This window comes from Mycobacterium sp. PS03-16, from assembly GCF_004570325.1.
In the GTDB taxonomy this organism is placed as follows: Bacteria; Actinomycetota; Actinomycetes; order Mycobacteriales; family Mycobacteriaceae; genus Mycobacterium.
This window is the reverse complement of record NZ_SPQO01000011.1, coordinates 1-26,492: the sequence shown is the minus strand read 5'-3', so window position 1 is coordinate 26,492 and position 26,492 is coordinate 1. Positions and strand designations below refer to the sequence as shown.

At 70.1% G+C, this 26,492-nt stretch carries 22 protein-coding genes, 1 tRNA gene and 1 pseudogene; 14 read left to right on the top strand and 10 right to left on the bottom strand.

Annotated elements, in window-relative coordinates; translation table 11 throughout:
• Positions 1-12: 12 nt before the first annotated feature.
• From E4P42_RS11755 to E4P42_RS11725, 7 genes are all read left to right on the top strand, one after another.
• Entirely contained in the window at positions 13-1,530 is a 1,518-nt protein-coding gene (locus tag E4P42_RS11755; RefSeq protein WP_135126243.1) for a TldD/PmbA family protein, read from the top strand.
• Positions 1,531-1,561: 31 nt separating this feature from the next.
• Complete coding sequence (locus tag E4P42_RS11750; RefSeq protein WP_135126242.1) at positions 1,562-2,932, top strand: TldD/PmbA family protein; 1,371 nt, start codon at positions 1,562-1,564, stop codon at positions 2,930-2,932.
• 52 nt (positions 2,933-2,984) lie between these two features.
• Positions 2,985-3,791: a carboxymuconolactone decarboxylase family protein gene (locus E4P42_RS11745; protein WP_135126342.1), complete on the top strand. Its 807-nt coding sequence runs from the start codon at positions 2,985-2,987 to the stop codon at positions 3,789-3,791.
• Positions 3,788-4,495, top strand: a complete 708-nt coding sequence (locus tag E4P42_RS11740; RefSeq protein ID WP_135126241.1) for a TIGR02206 family membrane protein — start codon at positions 3,788-3,790, stop codon at positions 4,493-4,495. Before E4P42_RS11745 ends, E4P42_RS11740 begins: the two co-directional genes overlap by 4 nt.
• A 57-nt stretch (positions 4,496-4,552) precedes the next feature.
• Positions 4,553-4,626, top strand: a tRNA-Ile gene (locus E4P42_RS11735).
• A 222-nt stretch (positions 4,627-4,848) separates the two neighbouring features.
• Positions 4,849-5,316 carry a hypothetical protein gene (locus E4P42_RS11730; protein WP_135126240.1) on the top strand — a complete coding sequence of 156 codons (468 nt, stop codon included), beginning with the start codon at positions 4,849-4,851 and terminating at the stop codon, positions 5,314-5,316.
• Positions 5,317-5,385: 69 nt separating this feature from the next.
• Entirely contained in the window at positions 5,386-7,776 is a 2,391-nt protein-coding gene (locus E4P42_RS11725; RefSeq protein ID WP_135126239.1) for a Tex family protein, read from the top strand.
• 6 nt (positions 7,777-7,782) lie between these two features.
• On the opposite strand, the gene E4P42_RS11720 is transcribed toward E4P42_RS11725, so the two are convergent.
• Positions 7,783-10,569 (bottom strand): MMPL family RND transporter, encoded by a 2,787-nt coding sequence (locus E4P42_RS11720; RefSeq protein WP_245233992.1) that lies wholly within the window; start codon positions 10,567-10,569, stop codon positions 7,783-7,785.
• Positions 10,570-10,843: 274 nt separating this feature from the next.
• On the opposite strand from E4P42_RS11720, the gene E4P42_RS11715 reads away from it, so the two are divergent.
• Positions 10,844-12,421 (top strand): serine/threonine-protein kinase, encoded by a 1,578-nt coding sequence (locus E4P42_RS11715; RefSeq protein WP_135126237.1) that lies wholly within the window; start codon positions 10,844-10,846, stop codon positions 12,419-12,421.
• A 7-nt stretch (positions 12,422-12,428) separates the two neighbouring features.
• Here the strand turns inward: E4P42_RS11715 and E4P42_RS11710 are convergent, their stop codons facing one another.
• Both E4P42_RS11710 and E4P42_RS11705 read right to left on the bottom strand, forming a co-directional pair.
• Positions 12,429-13,109: an IF2 family translation initiation factor gene (locus tag E4P42_RS11710; protein WP_135126236.1), complete on the bottom strand. Its 681-nt coding sequence runs from the start codon at positions 13,107-13,109 to the stop codon at positions 12,429-12,431.
• 17 nt (positions 13,110-13,126) lie between these two features.
• Positions 13,127-13,690 (bottom strand): CsbD family protein, encoded by a 564-nt coding sequence (locus E4P42_RS11705; RefSeq protein ID WP_135126235.1) that lies wholly within the window; start codon positions 13,688-13,690, stop codon positions 13,127-13,129.
• A 156-nt stretch (positions 13,691-13,846) separates the two neighbouring features.
• On the opposite strand from E4P42_RS11705, the gene E4P42_RS11700 reads away from it, so the two are divergent.
• Positions 13,847-14,182, top strand: coding sequence for a hypothetical protein (locus E4P42_RS11700; protein WP_245233987.1), 336 nt, complete (start codon positions 13,847-13,849; stop codon positions 14,180-14,182).
• A 52-nt stretch (positions 14,183-14,234) separates the two neighbouring features.
• Here E4P42_RS11700 and E4P42_RS11695 read toward each other — a convergent pair whose 3' ends face one another.
• Entirely contained in the window at positions 14,235-14,483 is a 249-nt protein-coding gene (locus tag E4P42_RS11695; RefSeq protein WP_135123772.1) for a hypothetical protein, read from the bottom strand.
• A 387-nt stretch (positions 14,484-14,870) separates the two neighbouring features.
• On the opposite strand from E4P42_RS11695, the gene E4P42_RS11690 reads away from it, so the two are divergent.
• Positions 14,871-16,181, top strand: a complete 1,311-nt coding sequence (locus E4P42_RS11690; protein ID WP_135126233.1) for a DUF4185 domain-containing protein — start codon at positions 14,871-14,873, stop codon at positions 16,179-16,181.
• Between the two features lie 9 nt (positions 16,182-16,190).
• On the opposite strand, the gene E4P42_RS11685 is transcribed toward E4P42_RS11690, so the two are convergent.
• The 5 genes from E4P42_RS11685 to E4P42_RS11665 are packed head-to-tail and all read right to left on the bottom strand — an operon-like array spanning position 16,191 to position 21,924.
• On the bottom strand, positions 16,191-16,931 hold the full coding sequence (locus E4P42_RS11685; RefSeq protein WP_135126232.1) for an SDR family NAD(P)-dependent oxidoreductase: 741 nt from the start codon (positions 16,929-16,931) through the stop codon (positions 16,191-16,193).
• A 13-nt stretch (positions 16,932-16,944) separates the two neighbouring features.
• Complete coding sequence (locus E4P42_RS11680; protein WP_135126231.1) at positions 16,945-18,558, bottom strand: ABC transporter ATP-binding protein; 1,614 nt, start codon at positions 18,556-18,558, stop codon at positions 16,945-16,947.
• A complete protein-coding gene (locus E4P42_RS11675) occupies positions 18,555-19,433 on the bottom strand; it encodes an ABC transporter permease (RefSeq protein WP_135126230.1) in 879 nt (292 codons plus the stop codon). The genes E4P42_RS11680 and E4P42_RS11675 overlap by 4 nt, the downstream gene beginning before the upstream one ends.
• The gene (locus E4P42_RS11670; RefSeq protein ID WP_135126229.1) at positions 19,430-20,398 is read right to left on the bottom strand and encodes an ABC transporter permease; all 969 of its coding nucleotides are present in this window, start codon (positions 20,396-20,398) and stop codon (positions 19,430-19,432) included. Before E4P42_RS11670 ends, E4P42_RS11675 begins: the two co-directional genes overlap by 4 nt.
• Complete coding sequence (locus E4P42_RS11665; RefSeq protein ID WP_167759462.1) at positions 20,395-21,924, bottom strand: ABC transporter substrate-binding protein; 1,530 nt, start codon at positions 21,922-21,924, stop codon at positions 20,395-20,397. Before E4P42_RS11665 ends, E4P42_RS11670 begins: the two co-directional genes overlap by 4 nt.
• Before the next feature lie 156 nt (positions 21,925-22,080).
• Here E4P42_RS11665 and E4P42_RS11660 point away from each other — a divergent pair, with 156 nt between their 5' ends.
• Complete coding sequence (locus tag E4P42_RS11660) at positions 22,081-22,617, top strand: hypothetical protein (RefSeq protein WP_135126228.1); 537 nt, start codon at positions 22,081-22,083, stop codon at positions 22,615-22,617.
• 60 nt (positions 22,618-22,677) lie between these two features.
• On the opposite strand, the gene E4P42_RS11655 is transcribed toward E4P42_RS11660, so the two are convergent.
• Positions 22,678-23,433 (bottom strand): 3-oxoacyl-ACP reductase family protein, encoded by a 756-nt coding sequence (locus E4P42_RS11655; RefSeq protein ID WP_135126227.1) that lies wholly within the window; start codon positions 23,431-23,433, stop codon positions 22,678-22,680.
• An 82-nt stretch (positions 23,434-23,515) separates the two neighbouring features.
• Between E4P42_RS11655 and E4P42_RS11650 the strand changes: the two genes are divergently transcribed.
• The 3 genes and pseudogenes from E4P42_RS11650 (at position 23,516) to E4P42_RS11640 (ending at position 26,482) form a co-directional block, all read left to right on the top strand.
• Positions 23,516-24,589 carry a dihydrodipicolinate reductase gene (locus tag E4P42_RS11650; RefSeq protein ID WP_135126226.1) on the top strand — a complete coding sequence of 358 codons (1,074 nt, stop codon included), beginning with the start codon at positions 23,516-23,518 and terminating at the stop codon, positions 24,587-24,589.
• Positions 24,590-24,655: 66 nt separating this feature from the next.
• A pseudogene (locus E4P42_RS11645) lies at positions 24,656-25,726 on the top strand (Hsp70 family protein); the annotation flags it as partial.
• A gap of 177 nt (positions 25,727-25,903) precedes the next feature.
• Positions 25,904-26,482 carry a hypothetical protein gene (locus tag E4P42_RS11640; RefSeq protein ID WP_135126224.1) on the top strand — a complete coding sequence of 193 codons (579 nt, stop codon included), beginning with the start codon at positions 25,904-25,906 and terminating at the stop codon, positions 26,480-26,482.
• Positions 26,483-26,492 lie beyond the last annotated feature (10 nt).

The window sequence follows — 26,492 nt, the reverse complement described above, 5'->3', positions numbered from 1 at the left end:
ACGGTGGATGCCGTGACAGCGCCCCGACACGTTGATGCCGACTTCCTCGCGCTGCCCCGTCATCAGCTCGCCGACGCCGCGGTGTCCGCGGCGCTGGCGGCCGGGGCCAGCTACGCCGACCTGAGGATCCACGCGCTCACCACCGAACTCGTCCAGCTGCGCGACGGTGAGCTCGAGACCGCGGTCCTCGACCGGGAGATCGGGCTGGCGGTGCGGGTCATCGTCGACGGCACATGGGGGTTCGCCTCACACGCCGAACTCGATGCGGGAGTGGCGGCCGACACCGCGCGGCGGGCGGTGGCGGTGGCGACCACGCTGGTCCCGCTCAACGCCGAGCGTATCGAGCTGGCGCCCGAACCGGTGTACCGCGACGTGACGTGGGTGTCGGACTACGGCATCGACCCGTTCGCGGTGCCCGCGGCGGAGAAGATCGCCGTGCTGGGCGAGTACTCGGGCCGGCTGCTGGCGGCCGACGGGGTCGACCACGTGTCGGCCGGCCTGCACACCGCCAAGGAGCAGACGTTCTACGCCGACAGCTTCGGATCCTCGATCACCCAGCAGCGGGTGCGGGTGCTGCCGATGCTGGACGCGGTGGCCGTCGACTCGGCGGCGGGCACGTTCGAGACGATGCGCACGCTGGCGCCGCCCACCGCGCGCGGCTGGGAGGTGGTCGCCGGCGACGAGATATGGAACTGGACCGACGAGCTCGCCGTGCTGCCGTCGCTGCTCGCCGAGAAGGTCAAGGCGCCCAGCGTGACCGCGGGCCCCACGGATCTGGTGATCGACCCGTCCAACCTGTGGCTGACCATTCACGAGTCGATCGGCCACGCCACCGAATACGACCGCGCGATCGGCTACGAGGCGGCCTACGCCGGCACGTCGTTCGCCACGCCCGACAAGCTCGGCGCCATGCGCTACGGGTCGCCGGTGATGAACGTCACCGCCGACCGGACGGTCGACTACGGTTTGGCGTCAATCGGATTCGACGACGAGGGGGTCCGCGCGCAGAGCTGGGACCTGGTGCGTGACGGCGTCTTCGTCGGCTATCAGCTCGACCGGGTGTTCGCGCCGCGGCTCGGGGTGGCGCGGTCCAACGGGTGTTCGTACGCCGATTCGCCGCACCACGTGCCGATCCAGCGGATGGCCAACGTATCGCTGCAGCCCGCCGCCGAGGACGTCAGCACCGACGATCTGATCGGCCGGGTCGCCGACGGCCTCTACATCGTCGGCGACAAGAGCTGGTCGATCGACATGCAGCGGTACAACTTCCAGTTCACCGGGCAGCGGTTCTTCCGCATCCGCGACGGCCGGTTGGACGGGCAGGTGCGCGATGTCGCGTATCAGGCGACCACCACCGATTTCTGGGGTGCGCTGGAGGCGGTCGGCGGGCCGTCGACGTGGCGCCTGGGTGGGGCGTTCAACTGCGGGAAGGCGCAGCCGGGCCAGGTCGCCGCGGTCAGTCACGGCTGCCCGTCGGCGCTGTTCCGGGGGATCAACGTGCTCAACACCCGCGAGGAGGCTGCCCGATGAGCGCAGCGAAGAGGGCGATCGGCTTGAGCCGGTGATCGCCGCACAGGACGTCGTCGACGCGGTGCTGGCCGAGGCCGCGCGGCGCGGAACCGCCGACGAGACCATGGTGTTGGTGACCGACCGCGCCGATGCCGCGCTGCGGTGGGCGGGCAACTCGATGACCACCAACGGTGAGTCGATCAGCCGCAGCACGACGGTCATCTCGATCGTGCGCAAAGGCCAACGCGCCCATGTCGGTTCGGTGCGGTCCAGCGAGGTGGAGCCGGCCGCGATCCCCGCGCTGGTGGCCGCGTCGCAGGAGGCGGCGCTGGCCGCGCCCGAGGCGCGCGACACCGCACCGCCGCTGCCCGGCGTCGCGGCGCCGGGGGATTGGGAGCTGCCGGTGCCCACCACCGGTGCCGAGGTGTTCGCCGCGGTGGCGGGCAGCCTCGCGCGCGGGTTCCGCGGCGAGGACACGCTGTACGGGTTCGCCCGCCACGAGCTGGAAACGACGTTCGTGGCCACCTCGACCGGCCTGCGCCGGCGGTACACCCAGCCGACCGGGTCGGTGGAGATCAACGCCAAACGCGGCGGTGCCAGCGCGTGGGCGGGGATCAGCACACCGGACTTCGTCAACGTGCCCACAGACTGCCTGCTCGAGGATCTGGCGATGCGGCTGGACTGGTCGGCGCGCACCGTCGAGTTGCCCGCCGGGCGGTACGAGACGCTGATGCCGCCGTCGACGGTGGCCGACATGATGATCTACCTGGCGTGGGCGATGGACGGCCGGGGCGCGCAGGAGGGCCGCACGGCGCTGTCGGCGCCCGGCGGGACGCGGGTGGGCGAGAAGCTGACCGAACTGCCGCTGACCTTGTATTCGGATCCGGCGGCGCCGGGGCTGGCGTGTACGCCGTTCGTGGCGGCGTCGACGTCGTCGGAGCGGATATCGGTGTTCGACAACGGGATGGACATCGGGCGGGTGGACTGGCTGCGCGACGGTGTGGTCAATGCGCTGGCCTATCCGCGGGCGGCGGCCGCGGAGTTCGGTGCGCCGGTCGCGGTGCCGGCCGGCAACCTGCTGATGACCGGTGGAACGGCCGAGCTGGCCGACATGATCGCCGGCACGGAGCGGGGGCTGCTGCTGTCGACGCTGTGGTACATCCGCGAGGTCGACCCGACGGTGCTGTTGCTGACCGGGCTGACCCGCGACGGCGTGTACCTGATCGAGGACGGCGAGGTGACCGCGGCGGTGAACAACTTCCGCTTCAACGAGAGCCCGCTGGATCTGTTGCGGCGGGCGACGGAGGCGGGCGTCAGCGAGGTGACGCTGCCCCGGGAGTGGGGGGACTGGGCGACGCGCGCGGCCATGCCGACACTTCGGATCCCCGACTTTCACATGTCCTCGGTCAGTCAGGCGCAATAATGCCAACGTGCCCGTCGATGCGGTCTTCGCGCAACTGTCCGGTCTGGTCGCGATGTCGTCGGGGGATCAGCGCCTCGACGCGGTGATCCGGTTGACGTGCGGTCGGGCGTTGCGGGTGGTGCCGCTGCCGATCGAGGTCGACCTGTTCGAGGACAAGTCGGACTGCGAGTCGGTGGTGGCGGCGTTCGCCGAGCAGTTCGCCACCGACGTGACCGGGATCGGCGACAACCAACGCAGGCAGTTCGCAAAAGCGCTCGAGGACAACGCGTTCCGGGTGGCCGCGGCGATCTTCGTGGCCGACTTCGTGCCCCGCGTGGCGGCCGGATTCGAGGCGATCGGGCTGGGCGCGCCGGTCAACGGCGCCGCGGTGGCATGGGACCACGAGACCGACCCGGCGCAGGCGCTGCTGGGGCAGTTCGTGCCGGAGGTGGCGCGGCTGCGCAAGCTCGATCCGGTGACCACCGAGGTGGTGCGGCTGCGCGGGGCGATCGCGCACAACTGCCGGCTGTGCAAGTCGCTGCGCGAGGAGAATGCGCTCGACGCCGGGGGTGATGAATCGCTGTACGCCGACATCGCAGACTACGAATCGTCCGAGCGGCTGACCAAGCAGCACAAGGCGGCGCTGCGCTACGTCGACGCGCTGGTGTGGACGCCGTCGGCGATCTCCACCGACGTGGCCCGCGGGGTGCGCAAGTGCTTCTCCGAGGCGCAGGCGGTGGAGTTGACACTGGACGTCATGCGCAACGCCACCAACAAGATCGCCGTCGCGCTGGGCGCCGACGCACCGCGCGTGCAGTCCGGCACGGAGCGCTACCGGATCGACGACGACGGGCAGACGGTCTTCGCCGAGGCGATGTGACCGGCGTCCTGGCGCGGCAGTTCGAACCGTACGGGCCGTCGTACTGGGGCGCCATCGCCGTGTTCGTGGTGGGCGCGGTATTCGCGGTGTGGCTGGGGCGCAGACAGACCGAGGCGCAGTCCCGGCGGTTCGGGCGGATCGTCGGTGCGCTGACGGCGGTCGTCTATGCGTCGGTGCTGCTCTACTCGCTCGTGCCGCCGACGGTCGAGCGGTCGGTGCCGCTGCGGTTGACCGATCTGGCGACGGTGGCGGCGGCGTGTGCGCTGTGGTCGCAGCGGCCCTGGGCGTCCGCGCTGACCTACTACTGGGGACTGGTGCTGAGCGCGCAGGCGTTGATCTCGCCGGTGCTGATGGGGCCGGACTTCCCGCACTACACGTTCCTCGCGTTCTGGGCGATCCATCTGCTCGTGGTGTGGGCGGCGATCTACCTGACGTGGGGGCGGGGGATGCGCCCGGGATGGGGCAGTCTGCGACTGGTGGTGATCGTGACCGCGATCTGGGCGGTGGTGACGTTTCTGTTCAACCGGATCGCCGGCACGAATTACGGGTTTCTCAACGGCAAACCCGTCACCGCGAGCCTGCTCGACGTGCTGGGCCCGTGGCCGGTGTACATCTTCACGGCGACGGCGCTGATCGTGCTCGTGTGGGTGCTGATGACGCTGCCGTGGGTCCGGGGGCCGGCGGTGCGTGCGAAGGATGCGTGAGGGCTGTTCGCGCGGCCCGCGGCCCCGTGGGACGATATCCCCCGCGTTGACGCGCCGGGGGCGGTAGCTCAGTCGGTTAGAGCCGTGGACTCATAATCCATTGGTCGCGGGTTCGAGCCCCGCCCGCCCCACACGAAGAGCCTTGCGGGCAACAGCTACCAGTGGCCAGCGCAACCGGCCCCTCCGCAGCCGACACTCAAGCCGCACCGTTCCTGCTTCAGCTCGCGGTCGCAAATGCACTAAATCACATACGTCACAATTTTCACGTTTATCACAGCAGTATCACGGCAAACCTCCTTTCGGGGAGCTTCCGCTCCTCAGGGACAAGGAGAACCGTCGAAGAGGACACCGCCATGAACACAGTGCTCTATGCCAGCCCCACCGGCGTCGTTTACGAGACGCGCGCCTACAGCAAAGCCGATATCACCGCACTCGTCGCCGATCACGGACTGGAAAACCTGTCCAGCGCCGACCGGCAATTCGACTTCTGGTTCGCCCGCGCTCCGAAGGGCTGCCAGCGACGGGTCAACCGCAGCGCCACCGAGCTGCTGCTGGCCACCACGAAATTCACCGCCAGGAACGTGCCACTGCTGCACGGCGCCGTCGTGATCGGCACCCACGACACCGACGGTGACCTCGACGGCCTGAGCTGGCAGCAGCTCGACGTGCTCGCTCAGCGCAGCCGCACCCTGTCCAAGCGGGACTACCGGGTGCTGGAGCGGCGCTTCGACGAGGCCGATCGCCGGCTGCGGCGGAGCAAGCCGGCCGCCACCCCCGCCGCGATTGCGGGTGTGCGGCACCGGACCTCCGTGCACGCCTGACGGTCCGCCGTCGCGACGCGCCGCGCCGTCGCGCCGGGCGTTGTCCGCGCCCTTCGGTAGGGTGCCCGCGTGACCTCGAGCCCGACCGTCAGGACCGTCAACGCCCGCCTCGCGCAGGAACTCGCCGTCGGCGAACCGCAGGTGGCCGCCGCCGTGCGGCTGCTCGATGAGGGAGCGACGGTGCCGTTCATCGCGCGCTACCGCAAGGAAGTCACCGGCAGCCTCGACGACGCCCAGTTGCGCACCCTCGAGGAACGGCTGAGCTACCTGCGGGAGCTCGACGAACGCCGCGCCGCCGTCCTGGCCTCGATCGAGGAGCAGGGCAAGCTCACCGACGAGCTGCGGACCGCGCTGCTGACCGCCGACACGAAGTCCCGCGTCGAAGACATCTATCTGCCCTACAAACCCAAGCGCCGCACCAAGGCGCAGATCGCCCGCGAGGCCGGCTTGGAGCCACTGGCCGACCGGCTGCTCGCCGACCCGACCGTGGTCCCCGAACAGATCGCCGCGGAATTCCTCAACGACGCCGTGGCCGACGCCGCGGCCGCCCTGGAGGGCGCCCGCCACATCCTCATCGAACGCGTCGCCGAGGACGCCGACCTGGTCGGCGCCGTCCGCGAGAAGTTCTGGGCCGACGGCACGCTGCGCACCGGGCCGCGCTCCGACGAGGTGGCCAAAACGCCTGCTGCGCAGAAGTTCCGGGACTACTTCGAATTCTCCGAACCACTGGAGAACATGCCCTCGCACCGCGTCCTGGCCGTCATGCGCGGCGAGAAGGAAGAGGTGCTCACGCTGAACTTCGACGGCGGCGAGGACGAGGTCTACCTCGCCATGGTGGCCCAGACCCTCGGAGTCGACATGGCCTCGGCCGCCCCGGCCACCGCCTGGCTGGCCACCACCGTGCGGCTGGCCTGGCGGGTGCGGCTGATGGTGTCCGCCGCGGTCGCCGCCCGCATGCGGCTGCGCCAGCGCGCCGAAGAAGACGCCGTCGCGGTGTTCGCCCGTAACCTCAAGGACCTGCTGCTCGCCGCGCCCGCCGGCACCCGGACCACCCTCGGCCTGGATCCCGGTTTCCGCACCGGCGTGAAGGTCGCCGTCGTCGACGGCACCGGCAAGGTGGTCGACACCTGCGCAATCTTCCCGCACCAGCCGCAGAAGCAGTGGGATCAGGCCAAGGCCACGCTCGCCGCGCTGGTCGCCCGCCACGGCGTCGAACTCATCGCCGTCGGCAACGGCACCGCGTCGCGCGAAACCGATGCGCTGGCCGGCGAGCTGATTGCCGACATCGCGGCCAGCGGCGCCACGGCGCCGGCCAAGGCCATGGTCAGCGAGGCCGGCGCGTCGGTGTACTCGGCATCGGCCTACGCGGCCCACGAACTGCCGCAACTCGACGTGACACTGCGCGGTGCGGTGTCGATCGCCCGCCGCCTGCAGGACCCGCTCGCCGAACTGGTGAAGATCGAACCGAAGTCGATCGGGGTCGGTCAGTACCAGCACGACGTCACACCCGGCACGTTGGCGCGCAGCCTCGACGCGGTGGTGGAGGACGCCGTGAACGCCGTCGGGGTCGACCTGAACACCGCCTCGGTGCCGCTGCTGGCCCGGGTCTCGGGCGTCACCGACACGCTGGCCGAGGCGATCGTCGCCCACCGCGAACAGACCGGGCCCTTCCGCAACCGCCGCTCACTGCTCGACGTGCCACGGCTCGGGCCCAAGGCGTTCGAACAGTGTGCGGGCTTCCTGCGCATCACCGGCGGTGACGATCCACTCGACGCCTCGGGCGTGCACCCGGAGGCGTACCCGGTGGTGCGCCGCATCCTCGACCGCTCGGGCGTCACGCTGGCCGAATTGATCGGTGACGCACGGCAACTCAAATCGTTGAAGCCTGCGGATTTCGCCGACGACCGGTTCGGTATCCCCACCGTCACCGACATCCTCGCCGAACTGGAGAAGCCCGGCCGCGACCCGCGCCCGGCGTTCTCCACCGCCACGTTCGCCGCCGGTGTGGAGAAGGTCGCCGACCTGAAGGTCGGGATGGTGCTGGAAGGCGTCGTCACCAACGTGGCGGCGTTCGGCGCCTTCGTCGACGTGGGCGTGCACCAGGACGGTCTCGTGCACGTGTCGGCGATGGCCGACCGCTACGTCTCCGATCCGCACGAGGTGGTGCGGTCCGGTCAGGTGGTGCGGGTCAAGGTCGTCGACGTCGACGTCGACCGGCAGCGCATCGGGCTGAGCCTGCGCCTGAACGACACGCCGCAGCGGGGCCGGGACAAGCAGGACAAGCCCGCCCCCCGTGGCGCCGCCCCGCGCGGCCAGCAGGACCGCCGCGGCCAGCAGGACCGGCGGGGTCAGCAGGATCGGCGAAACCCGCGGCGCGACAACAATAGTCGTCGCCGGGAGAGCAGCCAGCCGTCGGGCTCCATGGCGCAGGCGCTGCGCGACGCCGGCTTCGGCCGGTAGCGGCGGTCAGCGGCGGCGCAGCGCCCCCGACAGGGCGGGCCTGCGACGCACGTGCTGCGGCCACCAGAACCAGCGGCCGAGCAGCGCGGCGATCGACGGCGTCATGAACGCGCGGATCACCAGGGTGTCGAAGATCAGGCCCAGCCCGATGGTGGTCCCGATCTGGGCCGCCACGGTCAGCTCGCTGACCACCATCGACATCATCGTGAACGCGAACACAAGACCTGCTGCCGTCACCACCGATCCGGTGCCGCCCATCGCGCGGATGATCCCGGTGTTGATACCGGCCGAGATCTCCTCGCGCAGGCGCGCGACCAGCAGCAGGTTGTAGTCCGCGCCGACGGCCAGCAGGATGATCACCGCCATCGCCATCACCATGAAGTGCAGTTCGATGCCGACGAGGTGCTGCCACACCAGCACCGACAGCCCGAACGACGCGCCCAGCGACAGCACCACGGTGCCGACGATCACCGCCGCCGCCACCAGGCTGCGGGTGAGGATCAGCATGATGATGAAGATCAGTGAGAGCGCGGAGATCCCGGCGATCAGCAGGTCCCAGTTGTTGCCTTCCTGCATGTCCTTGAACGCCGACGCGGTGCCCCCGACGTAGATCCGCGAGCCCTCCAGCGGCGTGCCCTTGATGGCTTCCCTGGCGGCGGTTTTGATCGCGTCGATGCGGTCGATGCCCTCGACGGTGAGCGGATCGCCCTCGTGGCTGATAATGAATCGCACCGCGCGCCCATCGGGGGAGATGAAGCTCTCCATCCCGCGCTTGAAGTCGGCGTTGTCGAAGATCTCCGGCGGTAGGTAGAACGTGTCGTCGTTCATGGCGTCGTTGAACGCATCCGCCATGGCCGTCGAATTGGTGTCCATCGCCTCCTGCTGGGCGAGCTGCCCGGCCTGGGTGGCGTGCATGGTCAGCATCATCGACCGCATGGTCTTCATGGTCTCGACGGTCTCGGGCATCAGCGCCAGCAGTTCGGGCATCAATGCGTCGAGCCGCTCCAGGTCCGGAACCATGTCCTGCAGCGTGTCGGTCATCATGTTCATGCCGTCGAGCGAATCGAAGATCGACCGCATCGACCAGCAGACCGGGATGTTGTAGCAGTGCGGTTCCCAGTAGAAGTAGTTGCGGATCGGGCGGAAGAAATCGTCGAAATCGGCGATGTGGTCCCGCAATTCGGTGACGTCGACGACCATGTCCCTGGTCTTGCCCACCATGCTGTGCGTGGTGGCGCTCATCTCCTCCATCAACCCGATCATCTTGTTCATCGTGTTGATGGTGTTCTGCATCTCGTCGGCCTGCACCAGCATGTCGTCCATGCGGTCCTGCAGGTAGCTGCGGTTCATCGTCTGCATGACCCCGCCGAGGCTCATCTGCGCGGGAATCGTGCTGTATTCGATCGGCTTGCCCTGCGGCCGGGTGATCGCCTGCACGCTGCCGATGCCCTCGACCCGGAACACCGCCTTGGCGATCTTGTCGATCACCAGGAAGTCGGCCGCGTTGCGCAGGTCGTGGTCGGTTTCGACGAGCAGCAACTCCGGATTCATGCGGGCCGCCGAGAAGTGCCGTTCGGCCGCCGCGAGCCCCGCCATCGCCGGCAGGTCGTCGGGCAGGTAGTTGCGGTCGTTGTAGTTGGTCTTGTAGCCGGGCAGGGCGAGCAGCCCGATCAGCGACAGCGCGATCGTCGCCAGCAGGATCGGACCCGGCCACCGGACCACCGCCGCGCCGAGCTTGCGCCACCCGCGGATGCGCATCGCGCGTTTGGGCTCGAGCAGGCCGAAGCGGGTGGCGACGGTGACGATCGCCGGTCCGAGCGTCAGCGCGACCAGCACCGCGACGGTCATCCCGACCGCCAGCGGGATGCCGAGCGACTGGAAGTAGGGCAGCCGCGTGAAGGTCAGGCAGAACGTGGCGCCGGCGATCGTCAGACCCGAGCCGAGCACCACATGCGCGGTGCCGTGGAACATCGTGTAGTACGCGGCCTCCCGGTCCTCGCCCGCACTGCGCGCCTCCTGATAGCGCCCGATGAGGAAGATCGCGTAATCGGTGGCGGCGGCGATCGCCAGCGCGACCAGCAGGGTGGTGGCGAACGTCGAGAGTCCGATCAGTTCGTGGTAGCCCAGGAACGCCACCACGCCGCGCGCCGCGGTCAGCCCGATCAGCACCATGCCCAGCACCAGCAGGACCGTGGTGATCGACCGGTACACGATCAGCAGCACGACGATGATGACGACGAACGTCACCATCTCGATCACCCGGACGCTGCGGTCGCCGGCGATCTGCTGGTCGGCGGCCAGCGCAGACCCACCGGTCACATAAGCCGTGACGCCCGGCGGGGGAGACAGGCCGTTCACGATGTCCTGGACGGCCTTCACCGATTCGTTGGCCAGCGCCTCGCCCTGGTTGCCGGCGAGATAGACCTGCACGTAGGCGGCCTTGCCGTCGTTGCTCTGCGCGCCGGCCTCGGTCAGCGGGTCGCCCCAGAAGTCCTGGATGTGCTCGACGTGGGTGGTATCGGCTTCCAGCCGGTCGACCATGTCGTTGTAGAAGAGGTGCGCGTCATCGCCGAGCGGCTGCTCACCCTCCAGCACGATCATCACCGAGCTGTCGGACTCGAACTCGTCGAACGCCTCCCCGGCGCGCGTCATCGCGATCACCGACGGCGCTTCCTCGGGCGCCATCGACACCGAACGCAGTTGGCTGACGACCTCGAGCTGCGGCACCGTCAACGACAGCACCGCGACCAGCAGGATCCACGCCAAGATGATCGGGACGGCCAGCCGGCGGATCCACTTCGCCGGCCCGGAGCGCCGCGAATGCCCGGTCGAGGGAGCGGGGCGGCGGCCGTCGACAACGCGCGCGTCAGGCACCCTGGTGCAATCCTCCCTGCGGCGTGGTCTCCGCAGTAGTGATAGCAGATGGCGCCCTCGCGCAGGGGGCTACGTCCGCGGTGTGATGTCCCCGACCGTTGCAGTGTGGCGTTACCGGGAACACAGAGTTCGCCGTTGCGGGGTCGGACGCGGCGGCCGGTACCGTCGGGACCGACTGAAAGGAACTGTTCTCATGGCCACGCCGCACGGTCGCTCGCGTCTGGGCACCCGCTTCGGCCCCTATGAACTCCGGTCGTTGATCGGGGTCGGGGGCATGGGCGAGGTGTACCGCGCCTACGACACGGCCAAGGGCCGAATGGTGGCGCTCAAGCTGCTGCGCGCCGAGGTGGCCGCCGATCCGACGTTCCAGGAGCGCTTCCGGCGTGAGTCGCGGGTAGCGGCCCGGCTACAGGAACCGCACGTCATCCCCGTGCACGACTTCGGCGACATCGGCGGCGTCCTCTACATCGACATGCGCCTGGTGGAGGGCGCCAGCCTGAAGGACGTGCTGCGCACCGACGGCCCGCTCGACGCCCGGCGCGCGGCGTCGATCATCGGGCAGGTGGCCGCCGCGCTCGATGCGGCGCACGCCGACGGCCTGGTGCACCGCGACATCAAACCCGAGAACGTCCTGCTCAATCCCGACGACTTCGCCTACCTCGTCGACTTCGGCATCGCCCACACCGGGGGAGACCCCGGCGTCACCTCGACGGGCATGATCGTCGGCTCGTCGGCGTACATGGCGCCGGAACGGTTCGGCGACGGCGTCGTCGGCCCGCCGGCCGACGTGTACTCGCTGACCTGCCTGCTCTACGAATGCCTGACCGGCCGGCCGCCGTTCGAGACCCGCGACCTGCAGCAGCTGATGAGTGCGCACATGTTCGCGCCGCCGCCGCGGCCCAGCATCATGCGCCGCGGTATCAGCCGTGCGTTCGACGACGTCATCACGCGGGGAATGGCCAAACAACCCGCCGACCGGTATCCGACGGCCGGTGAGCTGGCGAAGGCGGCCACCGCCGCGGCGACGCTGCCCGCCGCACCGGCCGGCGCGATCGCCGCGCCTGCGCCCGTGCCGCCGAGTACCCGCCAGTTCACCTCGATGTATGCCGATCCGGTGGCGACGGGGTTGAGTCCCTACCCGCCGTCAGCGCCGCCGCCTCCGCCCGCACGCAAGCCGCCGGCCCGGAAGAACAGTGCGCAGGTGATGTTGATCGCGGCGATCATCGTGCTGTTCGGTGTGGCGGCCGCGCTGGCCGCGATCCTGGCGTTCGGCGGTCAGGACACCTCGTCGACGGCCCGGTCACCGCTGACCCCGACCACGACCCCGTACGACGAGAGCCTGCCGACGACGTCGTCGGAGACCACCACGACGACCACGACCACGCCGACGACGACGTCCTCGACCAGCACCACACCGTCGACCTCCACCTCGACGACCACGCCGACGGGGGTGTCGGGTGCCGACGGTCAGGGGTTCGTGGGGCACTACGCGCGCTGCGACGAGGGGAATGCGCCTGCGGCCATGGTGCGCACGGCCCAGTCGCTGGCGATCGTGTGCGAGGCCGGTGACGGCGACTACTACTACCGCGGTGAACGGCTCAGCGACGGCGCCACCATCCAGCTCGACGGCGCCACCCCGTCCGGCGGGGGTTTCGACGTCGTCGACCCGTCCGGCGGGGCCCGATACGAAGTTCGACCCGACCGGCTCAGCATCGTGAGCGACGGTCGGGTCGAAACCAACGAGCGGGTGCTGCAGTACTACGGCGGTTAGCCGGCGGTCAGCTCCGCTCGGCGGCGCGCTCCTGCTGGCGCTTCTCCTTCTCGGTCTCGGCGAGATCCTCGACCCGGTTGGCCGTGGCCCGGGTCGCGGCCGCGTCGGCGGCCTGCTCGGCGGCGTCGTCCAGCTTCTTCTCCGCGACCGCTTCCACGCTGCGCTCGTCGGCCTTGATCTTGATTTCCTCCTGGCGGCGCGCGTCCTCGGCGGACTTCACCCGGCGGGCGGCCACCTCGTCGGCCTGCTCCTTGGCCGCGGCGGCGCGCTTCTGCGCGTTGGTGGCCGCGGCCTGCTTCTTGTCGGCGGCCTCGTTACGGGCCTGCGCGACCTCACGCTTCTTGTCCTCGCGTGCCTGCTGCTGCTCACGCTGGGCGTCCTGGCGGGTCGCCTTCAGCTCCGCGTCGGCCTGCTCGGCGGTCTCGGCGGCCACGGCATCGAGCTGGGCCGCCCGGCGCAGCGCATCGCTGCGCTCGATCAGCGCCGCGCCGCGCTGCTCCACGTCGGGGGCGGCGAGTGCGCCGCCGACCGCCACGTCGAGCATCCCCAGCGAGCGCTCGTAGAACAACCGGGCGGGTGCCTCGGCGTCGAGCCGGGCGACCACCCGGTCTTCGATCACCTGCAGCGGGATCCGGGCGATCTGGTACTGGAAGCGCAGAAGCGCGAATGGGACATCGGTGATTCTCATCGGTGGCTCCTCGTGATCTATCGCTGATCGGGGACGTCGGCGTCGGTGGTCAACTCATCGGCCTCTTCGCGGATGCGGTCGGCCTCACGCCGCGCGGCGGCCGCCATCTGCGCGGACTCGTTGCGCTCCTCGGCAGCCGCGGCGACGTCGTCGGCGGCGGCGCGCACCTCAGCGCGTTCCTCGGCCTCGGCCTTCGCGATCTCCTGCTGCGCCTCACGCTCGGCCTGTGCGGTGTCGCGGGCGGCACGCTGCGCGGCTGCCTGCTCGGCCTGCCGCTGCTGGGCGGCCGCATCGGCGCGGGCGGCGCTCTCCTTCGCGGCGGCCTCGGCGTTGGCGGCCGTGCGCTCCTGCGCGGCCTCGCGTCGGGCCTCGGCGACCTCCTGCCGGGCCTGTTCGGCCTCGGCGTCGGCGACGGCCTCCGCGGCGTTGGCGGCCTTGCGCTGCTTGGCCTGGGTCTGCTCCAGCTGGCCCTCCGCGGTCAGCGAGTCGTTGCCGGTGACGGCGCCGACGACCTCTTTGGCCTTGCCCTTCACGGAGTCGATGAGGCCTTTTCGGGCCTCGCCGGATTGGTTCTCAGTCATCAATTCCCCTCGGTCGGTGTTCCTTGATGGAGGTGATTCCCCATCGCCCGGCATCGACACCTTGTTGTGGCCTGGACCACTCCGCGGGGGAGGGCAACAGTTGCGTATACCCGCGTTTTTGATCTTGCAAATCGGGGTAAGATCAACCCGGAAGCTGTGAACAGCCACAACAGCTTGCGTTGGGAAGGTTTAGCGAACGTGTATACGAACGATTTCGCCGACGACATCGTGCGCGACAACTTCGAGCACTGGCTCGACGAGGCCGTTCGTACCGGCGAGCGCGGCTCCCACCTGCAACCCGTCACACCGCTCAGCGTGCAGACCTGGCAGGCCATCGACGCCGTCGCCGATGCCGTCGCCGCGATCGGTGACGCGGCTGTCCGCGATGCCCGCCTGCAGGCCGCGATCGCCGCCGCCCGCGACGAGGTGGACCGGCAGATCGAGCGCACACACCACACCCCGCACGTCGAAGTGCACCGCGCCGCCAGCTAGCGCGGCAACGGAAAAGGGCGCCCCACGTGGGGCGCCCTTGTTATGTCGTGGGTCAGCGGGTGGTGACGTAGACGACGCGGTCGTCGTTGTCGTAGCGGACCGACACGATGCTGGACTCGTCGAGCGGCTTGGTCATGCCCTGCTGGGTGACGCGGACCTCGTAGCCGCGGTCGTCCAGCGAGCTGATGGTGTCGGCGGCGTTGCCGGGCCCGGCGGGGGCGGCCTGCGCGGGGGCGGCCAGGCCCAGGAAGGCTGCGGTGGCGGCGCCGGCGATGATGGTGGCGAATCCGAACTTGTTCATGTCACTGCCTCTTCGTATCCGTTCGGTCGGGAGGAGTTCCTGGCCGGTCTGACCTGCACAACCCGCAGGTCAACGGCGTTCATCCCGCTGGCAGTGATTGACCGGCGGGTGGCAGGAACTGCTCGCCGAGACTGCTGTCAGATCATGAAAAGCGCGGAATCGGTGATCTCACCGCAGTCTCGGTGATTCCTGAAGTAGTTGACTTCGCAAACCAACCACCACGACGCGCCCGCGGCGGTGCTGCGTTGACGCGGCCGTCAGCGGCTGGAGGCAACGATCTCGGACCGGTCACGAAGGCGTTTCGGTTCGCTTGGCGAAAGACTTCTCCGCCACGGCAGTCACTACTGTCACTCGAGTACCAGGTGCCGTGTGTTCGAGAGGTGACCCATGCCGGCTCTTCGCCGACTGACCGCGGTGGCGTCGGCGGTCGCGGTGTCGGTGACCGTGCCGGTGCTCACCAGCGCGCCTGCCACCGCCGACCCCTGTTCGGTGACCACCGCCGCGCCGTCCGCGCGCAGCGCCGACCCCGGCCTCACGATGCCGAAGTTCCCGATCCTGCACCTGCCGATCGGCCGCAAACCGGCGCCGAAGACCACCCCCGAGCAGGCCGCCCAGTCTGACGCGGCCGTCGCCCCGGAAACCCAGGCGCGGGCCGCTGCCGCGCCGGCCGCCGAGACCGCCCGCATCGTCGACACCATCGCCGGCCCCGCATCCGACTCCTACCAGCGGTTCGGCATCTCCGGCGCCGACCTCGGCATCATGTGGGACAACGGCGGATCGGGCAGCAACCGCCAGGTGCTCGTCGCGTTCGGCGACACCTTCGGCAACTGCAGCCTGCCCGACCAGGAGTGGCGCAAGAACACGCTGTTCCGCACCGCCGACCAGAACCTCGCGGACGGGATGGCGATCCCGAACCCCCGCCCCGGCGACCGCTACGGCGGCTCCCCGGTCACCGCCGAACGGCCCAACTTCTCGCGGCAGGTGATCGCCAGCCTCAAATTGGCGGCCACCGAGGTCACCGTCATCCCCACCGCGGGTATCTCGGTCGGCACCCGGCAGTACGTCAACTTCATGTCGGTCAGCCAGTGGGGTGCGCCCGGGCAGTGGTCGACGAACTTCTCCGCCGTCGCGGTCTCCGACGACAACGGCGAGACGTGGACGGTACCGACGACGAGCATCCGGCCGAGCTGGTTCAACACCGTGCCCGGGGTGCCGTTCGTCTGGGGCGACCAGAACTTCCAGATGGGCGCCTACCTCCGCCACAACGGGTACGTCTACGCCTACGGCACCGGCGCGGGACGCGGCGGCATGCCCTTCCTGTCGCGCGTGAGCGAGACCGCGGTCGCCGACAAATCCGCCTACGAGTACTACACCCCGTTCGGTTGGCTGCGCGGGTTCCCGTTCCTGGCGATCCAGGTGGTGTGGGCGCCGGGCAGCGAGATGTCGGTCGCCTGGAACGAGCACCTCGGCAAGTTCGTCATGCTCTACACCAACACGGTGAGCAACGTCGTGATGCGCACCGCGGACAAGCCGGAGGGGCCGTGGAGTTCGGCGAAGACCGTGGTGACGTCGGCGGCGTTCCCCGGCGGCATCTACGCCCCCTACATCCACCCGTGGTCGACCGGTGAGGACCTCTACTTCACGCTGTCCCGCTGGTCGGACTACAGCACGATGCTCATGCACACCACGCTCGGCTGAGGCGCCGGCTCACCCCGCCGTCGCCCCGTTGTCCACCAGGTAGACCGCGCCGTGCACGGCCGCCGCATCGTCACTGGCCAGGAACGCGATGGTCTTCGCGACGTCGGCGACGTCCATCATCCCGCGGGGCGCGGCGATGCGCATGATGAGATTCCAGTCCGCACCCTCCGGGGCGGCGAACTCCGTGGTCTGCGGGGTCACCATCCCACCCGGGCAGATCACGTTGACGCGCAGGCGATCCGCGGTGAACTCGACGGCCAGCGCCCGGGTGAGACCGACCAGGCCGTGTTTGGCCGCGCAGTAGCCCGCCGAGTACACCTCACCTTCGACGCCGGCGACCGAGGCGACGTTGACGATGTTGCCGCCGGTCTCGAGCAGGTGTGGCAACGCGGCGCGGCACAGATAGAACGGCCCGTTGAGATTCACCGCCAGGTCGCGGTCCCAGTCGTCGTCCGACATGGTCGGGGTATGCCGCATCTGGTGGTAGCCCGCGACATTGGCGAGGACGTCGATGCGGCCGAACCGCTCGACACAGGCGGCCACGGCGTCGCGGCAGGCCTGCGCTGAGGTGATGTCGACGGCCTCATAGTGCCCACCGGGGACGTCGGCGAACACCCCGGCCATCCGGTCGGCGTCACGGGCGATGCCGAACACCGTCGCGCCGCGCTCGGCGAACAGCTTCGCCGTGGCCGCACCCAACCCCGACGACGCGCCGGTCACCAACGCCACCTTGCCATTCAGCTGTGTCATGGCACCGACTGTCTCATGCCCGTGCGCGCGGCCGGGCCGGCGGCACCGCTGCCAGCAGCGTCCGCGTGTAGTCCTGCTCCGGCGCGGCGAACAGGTCGGTGGCCGGCCGGTGCTCCACGGCCGCGCCGTCACGCATCACCAGCACGTCATGGCTCATCCGCTGAATGACCGCCAGATCGTGGCCGATGAACAGGTACGTCAGGCCGAGGTCCCGCTGCAACTGCGCCAACAGGTCGAGCACCTTCGACTGCACCGAGACATCCAGTGAGGCCGTCGATTCGTCGAGGATCAGCAGATCCGGTTCGGTGGCCAGCGCACGGGCGATGCTGACCCGCTGGCGCTGCCCGCCCGACAGTTCGTGCGGATAGCGCGACGCGAAATCCGCGGGCAGCCCGACCAGGTCGAGCAGTTCGGCGACGCGTGCCGCCCGCGCGGCCCGGCCGTCGACCAGCTTGTGCACCCGCAGCGGTTCGGCGACCGTGGTGCCCACGCGATTGCGAGAGTTCAACGACGAGAACGGATCCTGGAACACCAGGCTGATCCGGCGGCGCAACGCCTTCTCCTCGGCACCGCGCACGCCGAGCACGTCCGCGCCGTCCAGCGTCGCCGACCCGGCGCGCGGGATGACCAGGCCGGTCAGCGCAGCCGCGACCGTCGACTTGCCCGAACCGGATTCCCCGACCAGACCCAGCGTGCTGCCACGCCGGATCGAGAACGAAAGGTCCCGCACCGCATGAACTTCCGACCGCCCGGCGGGCCCCGAGACGTCGAAGCGCACGTCGAGCCCGGCGACGTCGAGCAGTACGGGTGCGTCGGGAGCGGCCGGCGGGGGACCGTCACCGCCCACCAGCGGGCGGGCCGCGAGCAGTTCGCGGGTGTACTCGTGGCGGGGACGGTCGAAGACGTCGAGGATCGGCGCCTGCTCCACCGCCTCGCCGTGCCGCAGCACCGTGACCGCGTCGGCGACCTGCCCGATCACGCCGAGGTCGTGGCTGATCCACACCACCGCCGCACCGAAATCCCGCTGCAGATCGCGGACCAGCTCGATGATCTGCGCTTGAGTCGTCACGTCCAGCGCGGTGGTCGGTTCGTCGGCGATGAGCAGTTCGGGGTCACACGCCAGCGCGATCGCGATCATCACCCGCTGCCGCTGCCCGCCCGAGAGCTGATGCGGGTAGGACTCCAGGCGGCGCTGCGGATCGGGCAGCCCGACCGCGGTCAGCAGATCCAGGGCCCGCTCGCGCGCCTGTCTGCGGGTCATCCCGCGGTGCGCTTCCAGGGATTCGGTGATCTGCCGCTCCAGCGTCAAGAGCGGGTTGAGCGACGTGCCGGGATCCTGGAACACGAAGCCGATGCGTCCGCCGTGCACCGCGCGCAACGTGCGGGCGGGCGTCCCGATCAGTTCGGTCGGCGGATCGCCGCCCAGCCGGCTCGACCCGCTGACCGTCGCGCCCGGGGCGTCCAGCAGGCCGGTCGCGGCCAGCACCGTCATCGACTTGCCCGACCCGGATTCGCCGACGATGCCGATCGTCTGCTCCCGCTCGACGGCGAACGAGATGCCCCGCACGATCTCGCGGCGGCCGATGCGCACCCGCAGATCATTCACGTCGAGCACGGGCGCGCTCACCGCCGCCTCCTCGCCTCGATCAGCGTGCGCTGCTTGGGATCGAGCACATCGCGCAGGCCGTCGCCGAGCAGGTTGAACGCCAGCACGATGACGAAGATCGCCGCGCCGGGGAACACCGCCATCCACCACGCCAGCGTCACGAAACCCTGCGAGTCGAAGATCATCCGACCCAGCGACGGCTGCGGCGGCTGGATGCCCAGGCCCAGAAACGACAGCGCGGCCTCCGACAGGATCGCGAACGCCAGCGACAGCGACGTCTGCACGATCAGTGGGCCCGAGATGTTCGGCAGCACATGGCGGATGAGGATGTAGCCGTGTCCGGTGCCCATCGTGCGGGACACCGCCACATAGGGTTCGACGCGCACCGACAGCGTGCTGGCGCGCGCCACCCGCGCGAAGATCGGGGTGAACACGATGCCGATCGCCAGCATCGTCGTCGTCACCCCGGGCCCCAGGATCGCCACGATCGCCAGCGCCAGCAGCAGCACCGGGAACGCGAACATCACGTCGACGATGCGCATCAGCACGGTGTCCTGCCAACCGCCGCGGTACCCCGCCAGCACTCCGACCGTCACGCCGACCACCACCGCGAACGCCACGCTGACCACCGCCACCCGCAGCGACGCCTGCACCGCGACCAGCACGCGGGAGAACACGTCGCGGCCCAGTTCGTCGGTGCCGAACCAGTGCGCTCCGCTCGGCGGCTGCAGCGCGTTGGGAACGTCGATGTCATTGACCCCGTAAGGGATCAGCCACGTGGCGAACAGCGCCACCACCAGCACGACCGCCAGCACCGCCGCACTGACCAGCGTCACCGGGTTGCCCAGCAGCAGCCGCCACGACGCGACGCGGGTCTGTTCCCCGGGCGCGGTCATGACAGCCGGATCCGCGGGTCGACGACCGCGTACAGCACGTCCACGATCAGGTTGATGAGCAGGAACAGCGCGGCCATCAGCAGCACCGCCCCCTGGATCAGAGGGTAGTCGCGAGCGGCGACGGCGTTGTAGACGAGCCGGCCCAGACCCGGCCACGCGAACACCACCTCGACGACGATGACCCCGCCGAGGATGGTGGCGAGCTGGATACCGGTGATGGTCAGCACCGGGATCAGCGCGTTGCGCACGGTGTGGCGCAGCGTCACCACCCGCGGTGACAGGCCCTTCGAGCGGGCGGTGCGCACATAGCCCGTCGAGGCGACCTCCAGCACCGCGGACCGGATGTAACGGGTCATGATCGCCGCCGCGACCAGCCCGACGGTCAGCCCCGGCAGGATGATGTGGCGCAACCAGCCGCCCGGATCGTCGAACAGTGGCCGGTACCCCGACGTCGGCAGCCACCCCAGCGTGGTGGAGAACAGCGCGATCAGCAGGATGCCCAGCCAGAAGTCGGGCACCGAGACGCCGAACTGGCTGGTGATGCGGACGATCCCGTCGCTCACCCGGCCTTCGCGCAGCGCCGCCCACACCCCGGCGGGCACCGCGATCAGCAGCGCGATCACGATGCCGACCAGCCCGAGCGACACGGTGGCGGGCAGCCGTTCGAGCAGCGTGGTGGTCACCGGGTCACCGTTGCGGAAACTCACGCCGAGGTCGCCGGTGAGCGCATTGCCCAGATAACTGAAGAACTGCACGATGACCGGGCGGTCCAGGCCGCTCGCCGACCGCAGCGCCTCGTAGGCCTCGGGGGTGTAGCGGGTGCCCAGCGCGATGCGCACCGGATCGCCCGGCACCAGCTGCATGAGCGCGAACACCACGATCAGGACCCCGACCAGCACGACCAGCGAGTACGCCACCCGGCGGGCCAAAAAGCGCACCACGGGGTGGCTCACGAACGCGCTCACGACGACTCGTCACCTCCGAGGACCGCGCCGCGGAACCGGACCGCGCCGTCGCGGCGGGCCTCGTACCCCGACAGCGCCGGCGTCCAGGCCTGGATCACCGACGGGTTGTAGAGGTAGATGTAGCTGACCTGATCGGCGATACGGGTGGCTGCCCGGGCGTAGATGTCCTCGCGGGCCTGCCGGTCGGTCTCCACCCGCCCGGCGTCGAGCAGGCGGTCCACCTCCGGGTCGGAGAACTTCTGGGCGTTGCTCGTGCCGTCAGTGTGGTGCTGGGCGTAGTAGAAGTCGTCCGGGTCGATGTTGCCCAGCCAGCCCATCATCAGCATGTCGAAGTTGCCGTTGTTCTGCTCGTCGAGCCAGGTGGCGAAGTCGACGGTGCGGATGTCGACGGTGATGCCCAGTGGGGCCAGGTTGTCGGCGATGATCTGCGCGGCGGTCACGGTCTCCGGATACTCGCTGGTGACCAGCATGTCGAGGCGCTGCGGGGCCGCATTCGCCTCGGCCAGCAGGCTTTTCGCCTTCTCGACGTCGTAGGAGTACCGGTCGTACGGCGTGTACCACGGGTTACCCTCCGGAATCGCCAGCTGGTTGCGCGCGGCGGTGCCGTAGCTGGTCGCGGTCACGATGGCGTCGCGCTCGATGGCATACGCGATCGCCTGGCGCACCCGCACGTCATTCCACGGCCGGCGCGCCTCGTTGAGCGCCAGGTACCAGTAGTCGTTGCTCGGCGTGACGGCCAGCCGCAGCGACTCGTCGTCGCGCAGCTGGGCGACGCGCTGCGGCGGGATCGAGTCGGTCCAGTCGATCTCCCCGGCCTGCAACGCCGACAGCGCGGTGGTCGGTTCGGAGATGAAGCGGAACGTCACGCCGGAGACCTGCGGCGGGCCGCCCCAGTACGACGGATTGGCCGTCAGCACGATCGAGTCCCCGCTGCGAGCGCCGGCGAACGAGAACGGACCGGTGCCGACGGGATGGGTGCCGATGCGCCCGCTCTCGACGTTGGCCCGCGACACGATCGACATGCCCTTGAAGCCGCCGAGATTGGTGAGCAGGTTCGGCGTCGGCTGCTTCACGGTGATCCGCACCGTGGCCGGGTCGACGGCGACCACATCGGTGACCGGACTGAACTTGTCCACGTTGGTCAGCTGCTCGTCGATGATGCGGCGGTAGGAGTAGACGACGTCATCCGCGGTGAACGGGGTGCCGTCGTGGAAGGTGACGCCGCGGCGCAGGTGGAACGTCCACACCAGCTGGTCGGGGCTCGTCTCCCACCGCTCGGCCAGCGCCGGCCGCATCTCGAGTTTCGCGTCGGGCTCGACCAGCGTGTCGAAGACGTTCTCGAGCACCTCGAACGAGAAGTAGGCGCTGGTCTTGTGGGGGTCGAGCTGATCGGGCTCCCCGGCGATCGCCGCGATGAGGTTGCCGGCCGCGGCGTCGCCGAGGTCGACCCGCTCGCCGGTGGAGCAGCCCGCCAGACCCAGCACCAGCGCGACGACCGCGGCGAGGACCACACTGCGTCGCGTCACGGCCACTCCAAGATCAGACGGGCACTTCTGAGGCTTGTTACCCCCCGCGGACGCGGTCGCAAACGCCGAACCCCGGGACGTCGGGCAAAGGAGGCTGACATACTCGAGCCACCGCTGGCCGACGAGTGTTCGCCGCTGGAAGGGAAGACCTGCCGGATGTTGACCGTCTCTCGGATTCTCGCCGCCGTCGTCCTCGCGATCGGCGCCGCGGTCGGGCTCGCGCACCCGGCGCAGGCCGAGCAGAAGGTGCTCGAGGGCTTCTACACCTACGCCCAGCCCGACGGCACGACCGCCACCTGGCGGGTGTACCCGATCTGCGTTCCCGTGGTCGGCGACCTGCGCGAACACCTGTACCTTCCGGTCGGTTGCCATTTGTCGATCGCCGTGTCGCCATCGGCGGCGCCCAGCATCGACGCCCGCCTGGCCAACGGGGTGTGGGCGGCCAACACGACGGTGCGCGAAGGAATCAAGTGCTCCGACGGCGACTACCTGGTGGTCAACGAAAGCTACGAGTTCAACTCCGAGACCATGACCGGCACCCGCACCACCACCCACCCGCCCGGCTGCGATGGCCAACTACCGGCCAGCATGATCAAGACGCCGTTCACGCTCACGTTCGCCAAGCCGCTGGACATCCCGCTCGACCGCTACCCGTTGATCTGCGAGCCGGGCGGGCTCAGGCGTTGTTTCTGACCTCCGTCAGGGGGGCGCTGTTTCCCACCTCCGTCAGGGGGGCGCTGTTTCCGACCTTCGTCAGGCCTTGAAGCCGCCGTCGACGTCGAGGGTGGCGCCGGTGACGTACCCGGCCTCCGCACCGGCCAGGTAGCTGACCGCGGCCGCGATGTCGCCGGTGTGCCCGTAGTGTCCGACCGCGATCAGCTTCGTTGCTGCTTCGGCGAATTCGCCCTCGGCCGAGTTCATGTCGGTGGCGATCGGGCCGGGCTGCACGGTGTTGACGGTGATCCCGCGCGGCCCGAGTTCGCGCGCCAGCGCGCGCGTCATACCGGCGACGGCGGCCTTGGTCATCGCGTACACCGACAGACCCGCCACCGGCGCCCGGTCGGCGTTGACACTGCCGATGGTGATGATGCGCCCGCCCTCGCCCAGGTGGGGGACCGCGCACTGGATCGCCACGAACACCCCGCGCACATTGACCGCCACCAGGCGGTCGAACTGCTCGAGCGGAAAAGACTCGACGGGGCCGAGGTGCGCGACGCCGGCGTTGTTGACCAGGATGTCGAGGCCGCCCAGCCGCGTCACCGTCTCCTGCACCGCCGAGGCGATCTGCCCGGGATCGGCGCTGTCCGCCCGGATCGGCAGCACCCGGCCGCCGGCGCGGGACACGTCGACCACCACCTTGTCGGCCTCGTCCACCGAGGATCCGTACGTGAACGCCACCGCGGCCCCGTCGCGGGCCAGCCTGCGCACGATCTCCGCGCCGATCCCACGCGATCCGCCCGTCACCAGCGCCCGTCGTCCGGCCAGCGGGCCGTCCACCGCAGAAGTCATGTCTGCAGAACCTAAGCGACGCCGCCCGGGAATGTCGCGCCGACACATAGGGTGAGCGCCGGGGGCCAACGAAAGGCAATGCATGTCCAAGCGGATCGTGGTGTGGGGCACCGGCTTCGTCGGCAAGATGGTGATCGCCGAGATCGACCGGCACCCGCTGTTCGAGCTCGTCGGCGTCGGCGTGTCCAACCCGGACAAGGTGGGCCGCGACGCGGGGGAGATCTGCGGGCTCGGCCGCACGCTGGGCGTCACCGCGACCGACGACGTCGACGCGCTGATCGCGCTGAAGCCGGATGCGCTGGTGCACTACGGGCCCACCGCCGCGCACGCGCAGGACAACATCGCGCTGATCGCCCGGTTCCTGCGGGCCGGTATCGACGTCTGCTCCACGGCGATGACGCCGTGGGTCTGGCCGACCATGCACCTCAACCCGCCGGGTTGGATCCAGCCGATCACCGAGGCGTGCGAACTCGGCGAGTCGTCGTGCCTGACCACCGGCATCGACCCGGGCTTCGCCAACGACCTGTTCCCGATGACGCTGATGGGGGTGTGTTCGGAGGTGAAACGCGTCCGCGCCTCCGAGCTGCTCGACTACACGAACTACACCGGCGACTACGAGGACGAGATGGGCATCGGACGGCCCCCGGAGCACCGGGCGCTGCTCGAGACCCCCGACATCCTGGTGTTCGCCTGGGGCGCCACGGTGCCGATGATCGCCCACGCCGCAGGCATCATGCTCGACGAGATCACCACCACCTACGACAAATGGGTCACGCCGACCGACCGCCCCAGTGCCAAGGGCGTCATCGCGGCGGGGCATGTCGCCGCGGTGCGGTTCACGATCAACGGCATCTATCAGGGCGAGACCCGCATCCAACTCGAACATGTCAACCGCATCGGCAACGACGCCGCGCCGGAGTGGCCGTCGGGCACCGAGAACGACGTCTACCGCGTCGACATCGAGGGCATTCCGAGTGTGTTCCAGGAGACGGCGTTCCGCTTCACCGACGGGTCGGGGCGCGACGCCGCCGCGGCCGGTTGCCTGGCCACCGGGATGCGCGCGCTCAACGCGGTGCCCGCGGTCAACGACCTGCGCCCGGGCTGGGTGACCGCGCTGGATTTACCACTGATCGCGGGCGCCGGCACAATCCGCTGAGTAACGCCGCGCCCACCGTCGGACGATGGATAACTGGATGTGGTCCTCTGCCGAAGACGGGAACGGATGTCGGACGTAATCGGGTTGTCGATCGGCGCCAGCGCCCTGGCGGCCGTGGTGGTCGGGCGCACCGCGCTGCGGCGGACCCCGGTGCTCACACTGTTCGGCCATCGCCCGCCGGAGGTGGGGGTGCCCACCGAGAACCCGCGCCTCGACGAACCCGGGCTGATCCTCACCGGCTTCGTCGACCGCGTCGGTGACCCGATCGGCATCCTGGCCGCCGACGGCTCCAGCCACCGCGGTGCGACGCTGGCCGCCGACGCGCTGCGAGCCCTGCTCCACGCGGTGACCCGCGGTCGCCCGCCGGCCGGTCCGGTCGGTGTCACGTACCCGGCCCACTGGCCACCCGCTGCGGTCGAGGCGCTGCGCGGTGCGCTGGCCGAGGTGCCCGAGCTGCAGGACGCGCCGCTGACTCCGGATGCGTCGGCGGCCCTGACCGCACTGCAGGACGAACCCGGTCTCCCTACTCGCGGGGTCGTCGCGCTGTGCGATGTCGGCGGGACCGGCACCAGCCTCACGTTGGCCGACGCGGCGGACGGCTACCGGCCGATCGCCCCGACCGTGCGGCACACCGACCTGTCCGGCGACTCGATCGACCAGGCGCTGCTCACCCACGTGATCGGCGGGCTGGGCGCGGCGGGAGCGGTGGATCTGACCGGCACCTCGGCGATCGGGTCGCTGACCCGGCTGCGCGCCCAGTGCCGCGCCGCCAAGGAGCAGCTGTCCACGGCGACGGTGGCGACGCTGACCGCCGACCTGCCCGGCCACCGCGGTGAGGTGCGGCTCACGCGCACCGAACTCGACGAGATCGTGCGCGAACCGCTCGCCGGTGCCGTCGCTGTGCTGCAAGAGATGTTGCAGCGCAACGGTGTCCGGCACAGCGACCTCGCGGCTGTCGCGACCGTCGGTGGCGGGGCGCGGATCCCCATCGTCACCACCACGCTGTCGGAGCACTTCCGGGTGCCCGTGGTCACGCTGCCGCAGCCCGAGCTGGCGGCCGCGATCGGCGGCGGGCTCACCGCGGCCCGGGGGCCCGACGACGACCACACGGCGCTGGCCGCCGCGGCACCGGCCGCCGGCACGGCGTAGCGGGCCATCGCCGCTCCGCCGGCCACCTCCAGCAGGTCGATCGGCTCGGGCTCGGCCGCCTGGTGCCGCCCCGAGGGCGTGGTCTCCGGGGCAGCGGGGGCGCTGGGTGCGGGCTGGCCGGAGACCGACATGGGCTGACCAGCGGGAGCCGAGGCAGCCGGGGCGGTGTCGGGCGCGGCCGGCGTCGGCGTCTTCTCGGTGGCGGACGCCTTCTCGGTGGCGGAGGCCTTGTCCGTGGCGGAGGCCTTGTCCGTGGCGGCCGCGGCGGTCTTCTTCGCCGCCGTCGCCGCCTTGCGGGTCGTCTTGGCCGGAGCGCCGTCCCCGGGCACCTGCTCGGCGGAGGCGGCGACCTCCTCGGCGGCGCCGGCGGCGACCGCGGCCGCCTTCTTCACCGGCGTCTCGGCGGTGTTCTCGGCCGGGGCCGGGGCCGGGGCCGGGGCCGGGGCCGGGGCCGGGGCCGCAGCAGCCTCGCCGGCGCCGAGCTGGGCGGCCAGCTTGTCGGCGAACTGGCCGAGCAGCTTGTTGCCGACGTCGGTCATCACGCCGCGGCCGAACTGGGCCGGCCGGCCGGTGATGTTGAGGTCGGTCAGGACGTCGACCCGCGTGACGGACCCCTCCTCCTTGAGGTTGGCCGTGATGACCGCGGCGGCCGTGCCGTTGCCGCGCTGGTCCTTGCCGCGGGCGTCGATGACCGCCTTGTGCGCGGTCTCGTCCTTCTCGACGAAGGAAGCCTTGCCCTGGTAGGTGAGGTTGA

Coding starts and splice junctions, on each gene's coding strand:
- E4P42_RS11745 (WP_135126342.1), top strand. CDS start 2,985: ATGTCGTCGGGGGATCAGCGCCTCGACGCGGTGATCCGGTTGACGTGC.
- E4P42_RS11730 (WP_135126240.1), top strand. CDS start 4,849: ATGAACACAGTGCTCTATGCCAGCCCCACCGGCGTCGTTTACGAGACG.
- E4P42_RS11715 (WP_135126237.1), top strand. CDS start 10,844: ATGGCCACGCCGCACGGTCGCTCGCGTCTGGGCACCCGCTTCGGCCCC.
- E4P42_RS11710 (WP_135126236.1), bottom strand. CDS start 13,109: ATGAGAATCACCGATGTCCCATTCGCGCTTCTGCGCTTCCAGTACCAG.
- E4P42_RS11705 (WP_135126235.1), bottom strand. CDS start 13,690: ATGACTGAGAACCAATCCGGCGAGGCCCGAAAAGGCCTCATCGACTCC.
- E4P42_RS11695 (WP_135123772.1), bottom strand. CDS start 14,483: ATGAACAAGTTCGGATTCGCCACCATCATCGCCGGCGCCGCCACCGCA.
- E4P42_RS11690 (WP_135126233.1), top strand. CDS start 14,871: ATGCCGGCTCTTCGCCGACTGACCGCGGTGGCGTCGGCGGTCGCGGTG.
- E4P42_RS11685 (WP_135126232.1), bottom strand. CDS start 16,931: ATGACACAGCTGAATGGCAAGGTGGCGTTGGTGACCGGCGCGTCGTCG.
- E4P42_RS11675 (WP_135126230.1), bottom strand. CDS start 19,433: ATGACCGCGCCCGGGGAACAGACCCGCGTCGCGTCGTGGCGGCTGCTG.
- E4P42_RS11660 (WP_135126228.1), top strand. CDS start 22,081: ATGTTGACCGTCTCTCGGATTCTCGCCGCCGTCGTCCTCGCGATCGGC.
- E4P42_RS11655 (WP_135126227.1), bottom strand. CDS start 23,433: ATGACTTCTGCGGTGGACGGCCCGCTGGCCGGACGACGGGCGCTGGTG.
- E4P42_RS11650 (WP_135126226.1), top strand. CDS start 23,516: ATGTCCAAGCGGATCGTGGTGTGGGGCACCGGCTTCGTCGGCAAGATG.